The following is a 16,413-nucleotide window of genomic DNA, read 5'->3' as shown; positions in this document are numbered from 1 at the left end:
CCAAGCGTGTGGGCAACGGTGCTCGGCTGGAGATCTTCAGTGTGGGTGAGACCGAGCGCCGCGCGGGCGGCGCTCGATCTCGCAGGCGCTGAACCTGTGTGGACGAACCCCTGGCAACCATGCGATCCCGTTTGCGGCGTGAACGGCTGCAGGCAGCAATTACTTGGGATAGAGCGGCGGCAAGCTGCCGTTCTCGCCAGCCGGCAGCAACACCTGCTCAGCCGGCGGAATGGTACCGATCGCTCGCCACAAATCCTCACCCTGCCAATACTGCCCGCTCTCGCTGTACAACGCCCCGTTCAACCCGTCCAGCGCATCCGACAGCGGCACGAAGCGCGCCGCCATCTCGGCCAGGGTTTCCGGCTGCTGCCGGGCCCAGGCGTCCAGTGCCTGGCGGGTGGCCTGCGGGTCGTTGGCCTGGCAGGCGCGCTTGAGGTCATCCAGCAGGGTACGCGGACTCGGCCCGCTCTGTGCGGCGCGCAGCACGGCCGGTTGCGAACGGGCGCGCCACCACAGGGCGAAGCCCAGCACGCTGGTCAGGGCAAACAGCAGGGTGGCCAGCTGCCACGGCCATAGCAGGCTGCTGGCGCTGCTGCCGTCACCCACCGGGGTGTCGGCGCTCAATGCCGGGTTGTCCTGCACGTTCAGCGTACGCGCCGGCAGGCTGCTGTGCTCCAGGTGGTCTTCGCGGGTGTTCCACCAGGCCACCTCCAGCACCGGCAATGCCAGCGCGCCACTGTGGGTCGGCACCAGCGCTTCGCGCTCTTCGCGGTTGGCGGTCATGCCACGCTCGCCGATCTCGTTGCGCAGCAGCGGCTGGTCGGGATAGCGGCGCAGTCCGGTGATTTCGGTGGCTGGCAGCGGCGGCAACTGGGTGCTGGACAAGCCGTCGGCTCGCAAGGTGATGTTGCGGGTCAGCGAGTCGCCAATCTGTACCTGCTGGCTGCCGGGGTCGGGGTTCCAGTGCTCTTCCAGGCTCAGGCTGCGGGCCGGTAGCCACGCCACGCCAGCCGGCCAGGCCGGCGGAATCGGCCGCACGGCCAGGCGCAGCGGCAGCGAGCTGACCTGCACCTGGCGGCCGGTACGGGCCGTGCCGTTGGCGGCTGCGGTGTCGTCCGGGCTGGCGGCAGCGGTGGCGGTGAATGTCAGCGACGGAATGTCGAGGGTGCCGCTTTGCTGGGCATAGATGGCATAGCGGGTTTCGATCACGCCATGGCGAACGCCATTGATTTCCTTTTCATAGGTGCGGGATTCACCCAGCGGTTCGACCTTGGCATTTTCCAGTTGCAGCGGGCTCAGGCTGCTGTCGTCATACAGCGCCACCGAGTGGTAGATACGCAGGGTCAGCACGGCCTGGGCCTGGACATAAACGTCGCTGCTGTCGAGGCTTGCTTCGATGAATACCTGAGAAGCGCTGTCCTGGCGGCTGGCGTCGGCTTGCAGGACCTGCAGGTCGATCGCCTGGCTGTGCGACTGGCCCAGTTGCAGTTCGGGAATACGCAGGCTGCCACTGCGCCTTGGCAGCAAGGTGATGATCCAGCGGGTGCTGGCGCGGGTTTCGCCATCGAGGCTGTGCAGGCTGTTCAGCTGGCGCGTGCCGCGCACTTCGAAGTCGTTTTCCAGCGCGCGCAGGTCGGGCTTGCCGAATTCGGTGACGTCCTGGCTTTCCAGGGTCAGCTCCAGGCTTTCGCCAGCCTCCAGCCTGGTACGGTCAACGCTGGCGCGCAGCAGCGGTTCGGCCTGGGCCAGTACGGCCCACAGCAGGCAGAGTAGAAAGACGCCGAAGCGACTCATTGTGGGTTTTCCTGTTGCAATTGCTGTTCATACCAGAATTTGCGCCGCAGCAGCTCGGCCGGGTTGTCGGGGATTTCGCGCAGCCATTGTTCCAGGGCCTGGCGTTGCTCGGCATCGAGGCTGGTCGACATCGGGCGCTGCGGCGGCTGGATGACGCTGTCATCTGCGCCCGCCTGGTTGCCGGACGGGGCCTGGCTGTGGCCGCTGCCTTCACCTGGCTGTTCGCTGCCAGGCTGTTCATCACTGCCGGGCGTCCCCTGGGCCAGGCTGCTGGCCGAGCTGCTGTTGCCTTCGGTTTCGCTGCCGGGGGGGCCCTGGGCCTCGCTGCTGGCCGGTTGCTCGTCGGCCTTGGCCGTGCGCTGTTGCAGCAGTTGCTGTACCAACGCCTGGTTGTCCAGCGCCGCTTGCAGGTCGGGCTGGCGTTCCAGGGCCTGCTCATAGGCGTCCAGCGCAGCTTCCAGCTCACCGCTGCGAGCCAACGCATTGCCTCGATTGTAGTGGGCTGCGGCCGTGTCGCCCTGGGAAAACGCTTCGGCGGCAGCGGCATAGTCGCCGGCCTGGTACAGGGCCATGCCGCGCCATTGCGGGTCGCGGAAGTGACGCGCGGCGCTGGCCGGGCGGTTTTGCTCGAGCAGGCGCTGGCCTTGCTGGTCGGGGCGCAGCCACAGGTCATTCAATTCGAAGGCGTGACCGGGCTGTGGCACGGCCAGTAGCAACGGCAGGCAGAACAGCCAGCCGCGGCGGCCGGCGCAGGCGGCCAGCAGCAACAGTGGCAGCAGCAGCCAGTAACCCTGGTCGGCCCAGCTGTCCAGTTGCAAGGTCTGGCCGTCATTGCGCCCGCTGCGCGGGCTGTCGAACAGGCCCAGGCCGCGCAGGTCGAGGTCGTCGACCCGGGCATGCCGGTAGCGCCCGCCGGTGCCGCTGATGAAACCCTTGAGGCTGGCGCTGTCCAGCCGCGGCAAGAGAATGCCGCCCTGGTCGTCCTTGAGGTATTCGCCGTTGGCCTGGCGCACCGGCGCACCTTCGCGACTGCCGATGCCCAGCATCAGCAGGCTCGGACCCTGGCGGCCAAGGGCCTGGGCGATGCCCTGGCGCTCCGGAGCACTGAGCGAGGAACCGATCAGCAGCAGACGGCCCTGGCCCAGGCCGCTCTGGGCCAGCAGGGCGAGGCCTTTCTGCACGGCGAGGTCGGCGCGTTGGCCGGGTTTGGGCATGATCGACGGGTCGATCGCCTCCAGCAGGTTGCGGGTGGTCGCCAGGTCGTCGGAGAGCGGCACCAGGATATGCGCCGAGCCGGCGTAGACCACCAACGCGGTCTGGCTGTCGCGGCGGTGCTCCAGCAGGTCGAGGATCTTGCGCCGCGCCTGCTCCAGGCGGTTGGGGGGGCTGTCCTCGGCGAGCATCTGCGGGGTCAGTTCGAGCAGGATCACCAGCGGGTCGGCCGGGCGCTGGCGGCCTTCCTCCACGCGCTGCCAGCTGGGCCCGAGCAGGGCCAGGACCACCAGCGCCCAGGCCAGGCCCAGCGCCACCCATGGCAGCTTGCTGGTGCTGCCACTGCCACCGCCGAGCAGCACGCCATGGAATGCCGGCGGCAGAATCATCTGCCAACGCCCGGCACGCTTGCGCCGATGCCAAAGCTTGTACAACAGCCAGCCGAGCAGCGGCACGGCCAACAGCCACAACGGGCGCAACCATTCAGGCCATAGTGCGCTCATCGCCGCCTCCTCAGGCGCAGGCGCTTCAGGCGTTGGCGCCACTCCGGGTGCGGCTGCAGGAAGCGCGGCTTGCGCAATACGCGCTGCAGCAGGTTGTCGGGCCATTGCACGGCCGCGACCAGGAGCACGCTCAGCAGCAGCGCCAGGGCCAGCGGCCAGGCGTACAGGGCCTTGGCCGCACGTGACTGGGTCGGTTGCTGGGCCACCGGTTCGAGCTGGTCGAGGGTGTCGCCGATGGCGTTCAGCTCGACGCCGTCGTGGGCACGGAAATAGCTGCCGTGGGTGATCTCGGCAATCTCCTTGAGCGAGGCTTCGTCCAGGTCGAGGCTCGGGTTGAGGCCGAGCAGGCCCGGGGTGCCACTGGCTTCGGGGTTGGCGCCGATGCCGATGGTGTAGATACGCACGCCTTCCTGGGCGGCCAGGCGGGCGGCGGTCAGTGGGTGGATCTGCCCGCCGTTGTTGGCGCCGTCGGTGATCAGTATCAGCACCCGGCTTTGTGCCGGGCGCTGGCGCAGGCGCTTGACCGCCAGGCCAATGGCGTCGCCGATCGCGGTATTCTTGCCGGCGATGCCGATCTGGGCTTCGTCGAGGAAGGTGCGCACGGTGCGCCGGTCGAAGGTGAGCGGGGCCTGCAGATAAGCCTGGCTGCCGAACAGGATCAGGCCCACGCGGTCGCCTTCACGGTCCTGCAGGAAGTCGCCGAGCAGCGCCTTGACCAGGTCGAGGCGGCTGATTTCTTCGTTTTGCCACTGCATGTCGGGGAAGTCCATCGACCCGGACACGTCCACTGCCACTAGCAGGTCGCGGCCGCTGGCGGCGACCGGGACCGGGTCGCCCAGCCATTGCGGGCGGGCGGCGGCGCACAGCAACAGCAGCCAGATGACGACGAACGGCGCCTGTTGGCGCCAGGTCGGCAGGTTCAGCCGCGCGCGGCGCCCGGCGAGGCTCTCCAGTTCGTTGAGGAAGCCGACCTTGAGCACCGGTTCGCCGCTGTCGGCGGCCGGCAGCACCAGGCGCGCCAGCCACGGTAACGGCAACAGGGCGAAGACCCACGGCCAGGCCAGTTCAAACATGCTTGCGAATCCAGGTTTCGACGGCCTGGCTGAGCCCGGCGATGGCCTTGTCGTCGAGCTTGCACTCGGGTTTGTAGGCGCCTTCGACCAGCACCATCCAGCGGGTCAGGCCGGCGGCCGGGCAGCGGTTGTCGAGAAACGCCAGCCACTGGCGGCCATTGAGGGTATGGCTGTTGGCCCCCGGGTAGTGGGTGCGGCACAGGCGTTTGAGCAGTGCGTTGATCTGTTGCAGCCAGGCGCCGGCGGGGGCGCCGTCATAGGGGCGCGGCAGGCGGGCCAGCTCGGCCAGCGCCTCCACGCGCACAGGGTCCAGCGGTTGCTCGGCGCGTACCACGCGGCGTTTGCCCGGGCGCCAGCGGCGCAACCGCCACAGGCCCCAGCTCAGCAGCGGCAGCATGGCCAGCAACACCCACCAGCCGGGGGCCGGTGGCCACAGGCCGATTGGCGCCGGGGCAATCAGCGGTTGCAGTTGGTCAAGCGGGTTCATTGGCCGCTGCTCTTCATGACGCGCTCCGCGGCCGCTGGGCATTCAGGTATTCGCGCAGTTGCTCGATCATTTCGCTCTGGGTGCTAAGTGGCATCAGCAGCACGCGCAGCTTCTGCGCCATCAGTTCCCAGCGCTCGATACGCGCTTCGGCCTGCTGGCGGTAGGCCTGGCGCAGGTTGGCGTCGAGGGTGTCGAGCTCCAGCTGCGCACTGCGCTGGGCAAAACGCAACAGGCCGGCGGCGGGCAGGGCGTGGTCGAGCGGGTCGGATACCGGCATCAGTAGCAGGTCGCAATGACGCGACAGCATGGCCAGGTGCTGTTCCACCTGGGCGGTGAGCGAGCGCTCGTCGCAGATGATGATGGCCAGGCTGCCAGGGCGCAGGACCTCGCGGGCGCGGCGCAGGGCCAGGCCGAGGCTGTCTGTGCCGGGGGTGGCCTCGGTGTGCAGTGCCTGGTTGACCTTGGCCAGGCGGTTGAGCAGTTGCAGCAGGCTCTGCTTGCTGCGTCGCGGCTTGATTTCGTGGTGTTCGTTGTCGCCGAACACCAGCCCGCCGATGCGGTCGTTGTGGCCCAGCGCGGCCCAGCCGAACAGCGCCGCAGCCTGGGCGGCCAGCACCGACTTGAACATCAGCCCCGAGCCGAAGAACAGCCGGTGGCTTTGCTCGACGAGGATGAAGATCGGCCGTTCGCGCTCTTCGTGGAACAGCTTGGTGTGCGGCTCCTGGGTGCGCGCGGTGACGCGCCAGTCGATGTTGCGCACATCGTCGCCGGCCTGGTACACGCGCACCTGGTCGAAGTCCACGCCGCGCCCGCGCAGCTTGGAATGATGCAGGCCCACCAGCGGGCTGCGCTGGCCAGGCCGGGAAAACAGCTGGATTTCGCGCACGCGGTGGCGCATGTCGATCAGCTCGGCAAGGCCGATGCGGATGCCGGGCTCGGCCAGCGAAGTGGTGGGCATGGGCTCAGGCAACGGCGACGACGTCGAGGATGCGCTGGACCACGCGGTCCTGGTCGATCCCGGCGGCCTCGGCCTCGAAGGAAAGGATGATGCGGTGGCGCAGTACGTCGAACAGCACCGCCTGGATGTCTTCGGGGCTGACGAAGTCGCGCCCGGCCAGCCAGGCATGCGCACGCGCGCAGCGGTCCAGCGAAATGGAGCCGCGCGGGCTGGCACCGTAGGCGATCCAGTCGGCCAGCTCGCTGTCGAACTTGGCCGGGGTGCGGGTGGCCATCACCAGTTGCACCAGGTATTCCTCCACCGCGTCGGCCATGTACAGGCCGAGGATTTCCTTGCGCGCGGCAAAGATCGCCTGCTGGCTGACCCGGCGCTCGGGCTTGGTCTCGCCGCCCAGGGCTTCACCACGGGCCTGCAACAGGATGCGCCGCTCTACCGCAGCGTCCGGGAAGCCGATTTTCACATGCATCAGGAAGCGGTCGAGCTGGGCTTCAGGCAGCGGATAGGTGCCTTCCTGCTCGATCGGGTTCTGCGTGGCCATGACCAGGAACAGCGGCGACAGGTCGTAGGTGCTGCGGCCAACGCTGACCTGGCGCTCGGCCATGGCTTCGAGCAGGGCCGACTGCACCTTGGCCGGGGCACGGTTGATTTCGTCGGCCAGCACCAGGTTGTGGAAGATCGGGCCCTGCTGGAACACGAAGCTGCCGGTTTCCGGGCGATAGATCTCGGTGCCAGTGATGTCGGCCGGGAGCAGGTCGGGGGTGAACTGGATGCGATGGAACTGCGCCTCGATGCCTTCGGCGAGCTCTTTGATGGCCTTGGTCTTGGCCAGGCCCGGGGCACCCTCGACCAGCATGTGGCCATCGGCCAGGAGCACGATCAACAGTCGCTCGACCAGTTTTTCCTGGCCCAGGATCTGGGAAGAAAGAAAAGTGCGCAGCGCGATCAGCGCTTCACGGTGTTCCATCGGCGACGGTTCCTGGTGTGAGGCCGCAGGCAACTGGAAGCAGCTGCCCTGGCAAGGGCTGATACTTTAATCCATCCGGGGGGGCGGCGACCAATGGCGGCAGGGAAAATTATCCTTGCCGGGGGCCATGCACGCGCGGAATTTTCCGGATCATGGCTGGCCATTGGCTGATGTTCCATCGCGGCGCGCTGGCGCTTGCTTGTGCTTCTTGAACAAGCAGGAAGCACGCTGATGGTACCGAACAGCTATAACAATGAATGTATGTCCCCGGTCGCCCTGCGTTTCGGGGTGTTCTTCGATGGCACCGGCAACAACCAGAACAATGCGACACAGCCGGAGGTGCCGGTGGGCATGGGCGCCAGTTATACCAACGCATTGAGCAATGTGGCCCTGTTGCATGCCCTGTATCCGGGGCAGGGGGCCGATGCCGAGGGCCGCATGGCGTTTCTGAAATATTATGTCGAAGGCGTGGGGACCTTGGCGGGCGAGGCGGACCAGGTGTATGCGTCTGCCACCGGGTGTGGGTCGACGGGGGTGAAGGCGCGGGTTGCCGAGGCGCTGGCCGCTATAACCGGGCAACTGCGCGGCTGGTGCCAGGCGCATCCCCGGGCCAGGCCTGAGCGCGTCGAGTTCGACCTTTTCGGCTTCAGCCGGGGGGCGGCGGCAGCCCGGCATCTGGCCAACCTGCTGCACGATGGCGGTGACTTGTTGTTACCTGGGCCCTGCGCCATCGTGATCAATTTCATCGGCCTGTTCGACACCGTGGCGGCAATCGTCGCGCCGTTGCAGGGTGACTTCGACCCGGCGGACGAACGTCACGCCGGCTTGCGCCTGGGGCTGGCCCCCGGCATTGCCCGGCAAACGGTGCAACTGGTGGCTCGGGACGAGCAGCGGCACAACTACCCGCTGGTGTGCAGCGGCCATGACATCGTGCTACCTGGCGTGCACTCGAACATCGGCGGAGGCTATCCGCAGACCACGCAGGAACAGGTACTGCTGTGCAAACCGCAATCACAGCGCGTGCCGCAGGGTATGCGTGCCGAGCAGACACGCGTATATGCCACGATGAATGCCTTGCTGGCCTCGATGCCGGACTTGCCCGGAGCGCGGGTGCTGGCCTGGGAGGTGCCAGCTGCCGGTGGCCGCTCGGATGAGGCGTACAAGCAGGTGTATGCGGCGGTATACCGTGAACGGGAAGTAGCGGGGCAGCTATCTCGGGTGTACCTGAGCATCATGCGTGAGCTGGCGGTGCGAGCGGCGGTGCCGTTTGCGTCGTTGGGCGGGCACGCTGAGCATCGGTTGCCGGAAGAATTGCTGGCGATTAGCCGCAAGTTGCATGCCTTCGCCTTCGGCGACCGGCAGCAGCCTGGGCTGACGGAAGAGGAGGAGCAGTTGTTGCGCCACCGGTACATCCATACGTCAGCGAACTGGAATGCCTTGAAGGGGTTGCGTAACAGTGTGCTGGATATGTTGTTCGTCAATCGGCCCGGGGTGCAGGGACGGGTGACGCATGCCAATCCGATCGCATGAGTGGTCTGTGGGGACGGGCTTGCTTGGCACCGGTTGTGCCGTTGCGCGAACAAACCCTCTCCCACAGGTCCTGCGCCAGCTGGGCAGCGCGCTAACTGTGGGGAGGGCAGATCCGGTCAGTTGCCCGCGCCGATTTCCTCCAGCAAGCCTTTCAGGTAGGCGCTGCCCTGCGCATCCAGTGGCTGCAGCGGAAGGCGGGGGGCGCCGACCTCCTGACAGAGCATCTGCAAACCGGCCTTGATGGTGGTGGGCAGGCCGCGACGGGTGATGTATTCCAGCAGTTCGTACTGCCGGTAGAACAGCGCACGGGCTTCGCCCAGGTCACCTTGCTGCACCGCGTCCCACAGCGCCAGATTCAGCGCCGGGATCAGGTTGGGCGCGGCAGTGCACCAGCCGCTGGCACCGGCCACCAGGGCTTCCAGGGCGAGCGGGTTGCAACCGTTGTAGAAAGCCACCTGACCATCGGTGGCGTTGAACAGGCGGTGCATGCGCTGGATGTCACCGGTGCTTTCCTTGACCATGGTCACGTTGGGCACTTCGTCGAGGATGCGCAGGATCAGCTCTACCGACAGGTCGGTGCCACTGGTACCCGGGTTGTTGTAGAGCATGATCGGAATGTCGATCGCCGCGCCCACGGCCCGGTAGTGGGCGAGCACTTCGGCTTCGGTGAGCTTCCAGTAGGAAATGGGCAGCACCATCACTGCGGTGGCGCCGCAGGCCTGGGCCAGGCGGGCACGCTGCACGGTGCGTGCGGTGGTCAGGTCGGAGACGCTGACCACGCTTGGCACACGGCCAGCGATGCGCGCCTGGCTGAAGCGCACCACCGTTTCCCATTCGCTATCGGACAGGTAGGCACCCTCGCCGGTGCTGCCCAGCGGGGCGATGGCGTGCACGCCGTCGGCGATCAGGCGGTCGATGGACAGGCCCAGGGCATCCAGGTCAGGCGTACTGTCTGCCATGAAAGGAGTGATGGTGTAGCCGATAACGCCGCGAATTACAGATGTAGACATGAGCAGGCACCTCTGCCGTTGTAGGAGATAGGGAGCAACATCGTCGATCAGCCCAGGCAGTCGCCATGGGCACGCAAGGCACGGCGCGCGTAATAGCTGAACGCGGCGCCATGACGTTTCGGGGTGGAGATCCAGTCGTGGGCTTCCTTGCCCAGTGCCTCGGGGATGGGACGGATGTCGCCGGCGCCCATGGCCAGCAGCTGCATCCGGGCCGCGCGCTCGAACAGCATGGCAAGCACACAGGCTTCCTCGATCGAGCGGCCGGCGATCAGCAGGCCGTGGTGGGAAAGCAGGATCGCGCGCTTGTCGCCGATCGCCCGGGCAATGATCTCGCCTTCTTCATTGCCCACCGGTACGCCGGGCCATTCCTTGAGAAACGCGCAGTCATCGAACAGCGGGCACAGGTCCATGTGCGAGATGGCCAGCGGCACCTCCAGCATCGAAAGGGCGGCACTGTGCAGCGGGTGGGTATGGATGATGCAGTTGACGTCGGCACGTGCGCGGTACAGCCAGCTGTGGAAGCGGTTGGCCGGGTTGGCCATGCCGCGGCCTTGCAGCACGTTGAGGTCTTCGTCCACCAGCAGCAGGTTGGAAGCGGCGATTTCGTCGAAGCCCAGGCCGAGTTGCTGGGTGTAGTAGGTGCCGGGTTGCTCGGCGCGCGCGGTGATCTGCCCGGCCAGGCCGGAATCGTGGCCAGCGTCGAACAGGATGCGGCAGGTGAGGGCGAGTTTCTGCCGTGGGGTGTAGGTGTTGTCGGCCAGCGCCGTCAGCATTTGCTGTTGGGCGTGTTTGACGAGCTGGTCCTTGGGGGTTTGCATGGTGGTCGTCATGGGCGGTACCTGCATGGGGTGGCGAACAGAGGCTGAGCGGCGCGGGGCGACGTCAGGACACAGCGCGATCTTAATGACACAATGTGTCATAAGCAAGCGCTGTGTCATCGCCGCCGTACTGTCGTGCGCTGCTATCCAATGCAGTAGTTGGTGGTCGATGAAATTGCGTCCGCTGCAGAGCCTGGCGGAGCTGCGATGTTAGTTTGACTCCCTAATGTTGAAGCAGACCATTGCTGTTGTTGATTGAAACGCTATTGAGCGTGGCGACAGAACCAAGGACGCGTCCCTGCTGGTTATCCAGCGATTCATCCACCGTCAGGCTCACGCCTTGCTGGGCCTCCAGCAATCCCTTCTGGTTGACCAGGCTGCCGACATGTATGTCCAGCTCTGCAGCTCTGACCAGGCCCAGGGTGTTGTCGAGGGCACGGGCTACGCGCAGGACCAAAGCTTGTTCGCTGAGAAGCTTGTCACCGTTATCCGGGTTGGTTGCCACCAGCTCATAGAACCGGTTTGCTGGAAATCTCACCGCCTTCGTTGGAGGCCTTGGCAAGATTCTTCAGAAACAACTGGCCCGGAGCGTTGATCAGACCACCCTGGTTGTTCAGATGGCTTCAGCCTTCCCACCACCCAGAACGGCCTGTTCTGCTTGAGTGGTCAGGCGGTCAGCGCGGTTGAGGTTGCCGCAGGCGATACCAGCTCACGCAACTGGACTTTGGGCGGAGCCACCATCGATCTGGCACAACGCGAATACCCCGTGACGGGGGCGGGGGGCGCACTATCCAGCTGGACACGGGGTTGAAGATTGATATCCGCGAGGTCAACCAGCAGACGGTGAGCCAGACCATCGACGCGATGGTGAAAGCCGACCCTCAACTTGCCTGGCTGAAAGAAGCCGAGGCACGCGGTGATGTGGACTGGCGCCAGGTGAAGGAGGTTCATGACGCCTTCAAGTACAGCCAGTCTGGGTTGGGTGCCGGTGCGCAATTGGTTATCGCGATCGTGATTGCGTACTTCACCGCAGGTGCAGCCAGTGGCCTGGTGGCCAGTGGCGCTTCGGCAGCAGGTGCCTCCACGGCGGCCAGTAGCGCATGGGCTGCCGGTGTTGGCTCCTCGTTGCAAGGCATAGGTTGGGCAAATGCTGCAGCCACCGCTGCGCTGACAGGCGCTGCAGGTAATGCTGCGATCAGTACCGTCAATAATCGCGGCAATCTCGGTGCAGTGGTAAGTGACATCACCTCGGAAGATGCACTGCGAGGATATGCCGTTTCCGGGATAACTGCTGGCTTGACTGCAAGTTACTTCAATGAATGGACCAAAACCCAGACGGGCACCGGCAACTCGCTGCAGAACGGCGTAGAGGTGTTGTCCAAAGGTGGCCTAGGCACTTGGAGCGGTGTCGGCAGCTTTGCTGGCAACCAGATGCTACAAAATACAACCTCGGCATTGATCGATAGGGCGTTGGGTGGAAACGCCGAGCTGGGCAAAGCCCTGCAGAACAGTCTGGTGACTACCTTTGCTGCGGCTGGTTTCAACCTCGTTGGGGATATCACCGCGCCAGACCGCTTGAATTTGCCTGATGGCAGTCTGGCCAAGATCGGACTGCACGCCGTGATGGGCGGGTTGGCTGCTGAGGCCGCTGGCGGTGATTTCAGTACTGGAGCGTTGGCCGCAGGTGTCAACGAAGCACTGGTTGACAGCCTGGCCAAGCATTACGGAGATATGGACCCCGCGCAGAAGAAGAGTTTGCTGGTAATGAACTCGCAGTTGATCGGCGTGCTGGCCGCCGCTGCGCAGGGCAAGGCGGATGCCGAGAGTTTGCAGACCGGGGCCCAAGTTGCCGGGAGTGCAACGCAGTACAACTATTTGCTGCATGAAGAACTCTTGGCGCGAGACAGGAAAGTCGCCGGCTGCGGCAGTGATGACAACTGTAGAGCGAAAATTCTCAAGTTCTATGCCGATTTGGACCAGCGCAGAAATGACGGGCTGCCGGGACTTTGTAAGGCCGATCCCGATCAATGCATGGGCGTGATGAGGCAATTGGCCTCGGAGCGTGGTGTGAATGCCGCGGCAGTCGACTCGTTGCGGTTTGAGGACATCAATGCGGCGATTGGAATCCAGATAGCCGCCGAGTCGAATGAGGTAGCGATAGATACCATCCAGTTGGAGCTCATTCGGCAGAAATATGGCGAGGGAACGGCCCTTGCGCTTGAGATGGCCCAGATCGCTGCAGCAGGAGGCGTGCCGAAACACGTGCTCAGCGCTGCGGGTCGGTCGGGGAAGGGCAGTGGTCAGCAGGGGGCCGGCTTGGAGGCTGGTCATGGGATTGGTGATGGAGTACCCTCTGGTGCAAAAGCAACTGCATCTTTCAGTGAAGTTAAGACGGTCCTTGAGTCTGCCCAAGCCCCTTACAAGGGCACCACGATAATCGGCCACGCACTTTCTAAGCATGCTGGTAGAAATCCAGATATCTGGGGCAAAACCACGGGGTCAATGAGTACCTGGAACGATCAGGCGATGAAGCACTTGCGAGAAATTGTACGAGCCCCTGGGGAGTTCAAGCCGGAGACAACCGATAAAGGGCTTATGTTCATGGAGAAGCGGCTGCCTGATGGTCGCGGTGTTCGGTTGAATATGAACGGAGCTTTCAAAGGCTTTATTGACTGAGGTATTTATGTCTGAGTCCTATGAGATTGTTCTTCAGCAAGTTGCGGCAGACGACTTGCATGTGTTGCTGAAATTAATAGAGATAGGGTCTCAAGATGTCTCTAACTTAGCTGTCTCTGAAGATTTTGGAGAGGTAGGTACGGTGGGGATTAGCAAGAGCTTGGTTGATGCAATTGTTGCCTCTGAGGGAGATGTATGCCTAACGGAGCAGTTGCATGGATTCAGGGTTTTGGAAACGATACGCCTTCCTCTAGTTTTGTTGAGGGTTGTTAAGTATGAGGGCAAATTTGATATTGAGCTTTCTTTCAATGAAGTCCCGTCGTTTGATATTGACAAGATAATGTTTGCTATGCAGAAGTATGCCGTTGCTCTGTCAAGAAAATTTAATATAAAGGAATTTTACGGCGGGCTTGAGCCTGCAGCGGATATTGATACTAGGTATTTCACTGGTAATGCTTTAGGATCTGTGAGTTGAAAGGGTAAGGTGAATAATTTCTCCCAAACCCTGCATGGAGGTAGTACCACCTGACACAAATTGCCCTTGCGCCGGTGTTGTTTGATCTGCGGTCATCGCCAAGCAATAACTGCCGAGTATGCTTCTAACCTGTCTGCAAACAGCCTGCAGTGATAAAGCCACCACCTCAATCGGGCAAGCCGATTGTCGATAACCGACCCTCTGTCCGCTTTGAACCTCTAATCCGGTGTGTATTCAGGGCTTTGTATCGCCCTTAACTGCTGTTGATCGGGCTATGCACCATACGCACCTTGCCGGTGCCGTCAATACCCCGGATTTACTGGGTTGCAGCGGTTTATTAGCAAACAGCTGTGGCCTCATACGGCCACGCTGTTGGCTACAGGCCCCGTACTGCCTGATGTCGTGTGCCGAGCGGTGTTCCGTGAGATTTTCTTTCTTCACCGGCTCCTAGTTGGGACTGCTTGATCTGTGCTCAGCATTAGGCGACCCGCCAGCATTTGTATTGTGCCTCGGTAACACCCAGCCACTGACAAGCCGCTCAAGGCGCACCAAACACCATCGTCCAATAAACCCCATCATCGCTACGCGAATTCTCGGCATATGCCGCCCCCACCTGGGTAAACATCGGGTTCATCAGGTTGGCGCAATGCCCCGGGCTGGCCAGCCAGCCTGCCATCGCCTTGCTCGCTGAGCCCTGGCCGGCAGCGATGTTCTCGCCGATCTGGCGCCCGCGATAGCCGGCATCCCGCGCCCGGTCCGCCGGCAGGTCACCGTCGAGGTCGCGGTGGGCGAAAAAGTTTTCGTTGGCCATCGCCCGGCTATGGCGCTGGGCGGCCGTACCCAAGGCGCTGTTCCAGCTCAGCGGGCGTGCGGCAGCAAAGCGCTGGCGCCCGCACAGGCGCGGTTTGGCCCGGGCCGCGTTGACCTGGGCCAGCAACGCCTGGCCCGTGCTGCGTCGGTCGCCGAGTTGCGCCTCCAGCAACGGGCGCGCCAGCACCACCTGCCACTCATTGCGGGCGCGGCGCACGCCAATATCGGCATACTGGCTATCGAGCAACGCAGCGCAGTAGTCGCTGCGCAGCATGTCGAAGGCCTCCTCGGCATCGTGCGCGCCGACCAGGCGGATAGCCCGCACCTTCACTGCCTGGTAGCCAACCGCCTTCAAGCCGTCGCGCAAGCCACCCCCATAGCCGATCGGTAGCGCCAGGTTCGCCTTCAGCGTCAGCGGCGTCGGGGCCCGAACCAGGCGCCGCTCGCAACGCTGTGGCTGGGCGCGGTAGTCGTTGATCGCCGCCACCAGCTGGCGTTCCCCGCTGGCATGGGCGGGATTGGTCACCAGCGGCAGGAAAGGCAACAGGCAGAGCGAGACAAGGCGGGAGCAGCAGGCAGCGTGGCGCATGGGACAGACAGCTCGGCAGGAGATTGGCAGTGAGGCCGGTCAAAGGGCCCGGCTATGACTGCGCCGCTCGACACTGGTTCACCAGCGAACCGTACATTTTTACTCGCTGGGAAACTGCCAGACGGTAGCGTTACAAACGCCAGAAAGGTGGCGCCCGGCTCGAAAACCCGGCTTTGCAGCGCTACGCTTATTCCACCCAATCGAAAACTGCCCTGGTCAAGCAGCGGAGGAATGACTGCATGCGGTTGTCTACGTTCATCATTGAGCGGATGGAAAGCATCCTCCAGGCTTGGGAAGACTTCGCCCGGACGGTTGACCTACCCAGGGAAACACTGAGCACATCGGGCCTGAGGAACCACGCCGCGCACATTCTTCTGGCCGTGGTGCGGGACATGCAAACCCACCAGACCGTACAGCAGGAAATAGACAAATCCCGGGGCCTCGCTCCGGTGTCGGCGCGCGAAAGTGCGGCAGAAACCCACGCAGTCATGCGCCTGATGGACGGCTTCAGCATGGACCAGATGGTGTCGGAGTACCGCGCCCTTCGCTCAAGCGTGTTGCGCCTGTGGCTTGCTCAGGAAACGTCGATCGACCAGCCCGAACGGGTGGCGGAGATCATCCGCTTCAACGAAGCCATCGATCAGGCCCTGGTCGAATCCATCGCGTCGTATGGCAAGGCCGTCGAGACCACACGCAAGATGGTGCTGGGTGTACTCGGCCATGACCTTCGCTCGCCACTGACAGCGATTACCATGGGGGCTGGTATGCTTGCCAAGAGCCAACAGCTGGGGCCCCGGGAACGGACAGTGGTCACCCAGATCTACGCGAGCGCCGGGCGTGCCAACGACCTGGTGAGCGATTTGCTCGACCTGGCCCGATGCAATCTGAGCCTGGGCATACCCATACAGCGTGAGCCGAGTGAACTCACTGCACTGTGTAGCGCTATCGTCAAGGAAGTCAGCCTGGCCCAACCGCAGATAGACCTGCGCCTGGAGCAGACGGCGCCATTGCCGGCCAGCTTCGACCCGTCACGCATGTCCCAGGCGGTGTCGAACCTGGTCAACAATGCCATACGCCACGGCGATACCCGCTTGCCGATCCAGATGCGGCTTGCGACCGAGAACGATTGCGCGGTGATCGAGATTCACAACTGGGGCAATCCCATTTCTCCAGACCGCATGATGTACCTGTTCAATCCCGAGGCACGCTTGGCCCGGGCGGGCCATGCCGAGGGTGGAAAACCGCATGGGCTGGGGCTTGGCTTGTTCATTGCCAACGAGATTGTCACCAGCCATGGCGGCGCGATCGAGGTCGTTTCCAGTGCAGAACGGGGTACGACCTTCAGGGTTGTCTTTCCTCTCGAGCCAGGTGCCGGTTGATGCGCGGTGCCTGGCACCGGCTGCGCCGGTGTTCGCGGTAGCGCCTGATCTAGGGCCGGGTAACGGCTCGACCGTGCCGGTAGTCGAATTGCACGCGGGCAAACTGGGCATCGAAGTGCCAAGCTGGGCTCAGCA

Annotated in this window: 14 protein-coding genes; 4 read left to right on the top strand and 10 right to left on the bottom strand. The window is 63.9% G+C overall.

Annotated features, from left to right (window positions below; translation table 11 throughout):
* Window positions 1–159 precede the first annotated feature (159 nt).
* From ACVWZT_RS00960 to ACVWZT_RS00935, 6 genes are read right to left on the bottom strand one after another with little or no spacing between them, the layout of a single operon-like run.
* Window positions 160–1,794, bottom strand: coding sequence for a BatD family protein (locus ACVWZT_RS00960; protein ID WP_457467741.1), 1,635 nt, complete (start codon window positions 1,792–1,794; stop codon window positions 160–162).
* Entirely contained in the window at window positions 1,791–3,509 is a 1,719-nt protein-coding gene (locus ACVWZT_RS00955; RefSeq protein ID WP_457467739.1) for a tetratricopeptide repeat protein, read from the bottom strand. Before ACVWZT_RS00955 ends, ACVWZT_RS00960 begins: the two co-directional genes overlap by 4 nt.
* Window positions 3,506–4,582 (bottom strand): vWA domain-containing protein, encoded by a 1,077-nt coding sequence (locus ACVWZT_RS00950; protein ID WP_457467738.1) that lies wholly within the window; start codon window positions 4,580–4,582, stop codon window positions 3,506–3,508. Before ACVWZT_RS00950 ends, ACVWZT_RS00955 begins: the two co-directional genes overlap by 4 nt.
* The gene (locus ACVWZT_RS00945; protein ID WP_296234453.1) at window positions 4,575–5,069 is read right to left on the bottom strand and encodes a DUF4381 domain-containing protein; all 495 of its coding nucleotides are present in this window, start codon (window positions 5,067–5,069) and stop codon (window positions 4,575–4,577) included. The genes ACVWZT_RS00950 and ACVWZT_RS00945 overlap by 8 nt, the downstream gene beginning before the upstream one ends.
* A gap of 13 nt (window positions 5,070–5,082) precedes the next feature.
* A complete protein-coding gene (locus ACVWZT_RS00940; RefSeq protein WP_457467735.1) occupies window positions 5,083–6,027 on the bottom strand; it encodes a DUF58 domain-containing protein in 945 nt (314 codons plus the stop codon).
* A 4-nt stretch (window positions 6,028–6,031) separates the two neighbouring features.
* Window positions 6,032–6,991 carry an AAA family ATPase gene (locus tag ACVWZT_RS00935; protein ID WP_112252082.1) on the bottom strand — a complete coding sequence of 320 codons (960 nt, stop codon included), beginning with the start codon at window positions 6,989–6,991 and terminating at the stop codon, window positions 6,032–6,034.
* A 261-nt stretch (window positions 6,992–7,252) separates the two neighbouring features.
* Between ACVWZT_RS00935 and ACVWZT_RS00930 the strand changes: the two genes are divergently transcribed.
* Window positions 7,253–8,521: a T6SS phospholipase effector Tle1-like catalytic domain-containing protein gene (locus tag ACVWZT_RS00930; protein WP_457467733.1), complete on the top strand. Its 1,269-nt coding sequence runs from the start codon at window positions 7,253–7,255 to the stop codon at window positions 8,519–8,521.
* A 116-nt stretch (window positions 8,522–8,637) separates the two neighbouring features.
* Here the strand turns inward: ACVWZT_RS00930 and ACVWZT_RS00925 are convergent, their stop codons facing one another.
* The 3 genes from ACVWZT_RS00925 to ACVWZT_RS00915 form a co-directional block, all read right to left on the bottom strand.
* Window positions 8,638–9,531, bottom strand: coding sequence for a dihydrodipicolinate synthase family protein (locus ACVWZT_RS00925; protein ID WP_457467731.1), 894 nt, complete (start codon window positions 9,529–9,531; stop codon window positions 8,638–8,640).
* Between the two features lie 47 nt (window positions 9,532–9,578).
* Entirely contained in the window at window positions 9,579–10,361 is a 783-nt protein-coding gene (locus ACVWZT_RS00920; RefSeq protein ID WP_296234458.1) for an aldolase, read from the bottom strand.
* A gap of 211 nt (window positions 10,362–10,572) precedes the next feature.
* Window positions 10,573–10,854, bottom strand: a complete 282-nt coding sequence (locus ACVWZT_RS00915) for a hypothetical protein (protein WP_457467729.1) — start codon at window positions 10,852–10,854, stop codon at window positions 10,573–10,575.
* A gap of 302 nt (window positions 10,855–11,156) precedes the next feature.
* On the opposite strand from ACVWZT_RS00915, the gene ACVWZT_RS00910 reads away from it, so the two are divergent.
* Window positions 11,157–13,025: a DUF637 domain-containing protein gene (locus ACVWZT_RS00910; protein WP_457467728.1), complete on the top strand. Its 1,869-nt coding sequence runs from the start codon at window positions 11,157–11,159 to the stop codon at window positions 13,023–13,025.
* Window positions 13,026–13,032: 7 nt separating this feature from the next.
* Entirely contained in the window at window positions 13,033–13,500 is a 468-nt protein-coding gene (locus ACVWZT_RS00905) for a hypothetical protein (protein ID WP_457467726.1), read from the top strand.
* Window positions 13,501–14,038: 538 nt separating this feature from the next.
* On the opposite strand, the gene ACVWZT_RS00900 is transcribed toward ACVWZT_RS00905, so the two are convergent.
* Window positions 14,039–14,899 (bottom strand): CAP domain-containing protein, encoded by an 861-nt coding sequence (locus ACVWZT_RS00900; RefSeq protein ID WP_457467724.1) that lies wholly within the window; start codon window positions 14,897–14,899, stop codon window positions 14,039–14,041.
* Between the two features lie 239 nt (window positions 14,900–15,138).
* Here ACVWZT_RS00900 and ACVWZT_RS00895 point away from each other — a divergent pair, with 239 nt between their 5' ends.
* Window positions 15,139–16,278: a sensor histidine kinase gene (locus ACVWZT_RS00895; protein WP_457467722.1), complete on the top strand. Its 1,140-nt coding sequence runs from the start codon at window positions 15,139–15,141 to the stop codon at window positions 16,276–16,278.
* Window positions 16,279–16,413: the final 135 nt, after the last annotated feature.

It is taken from the genome of Pseudomonas sp. TE21394, assembly GCF_054057835.1.
The sequence above is the reverse complement of the archived record's forward strand: the minus strand, read 5'-3'. Positions and strand labels throughout refer to the sequence as shown.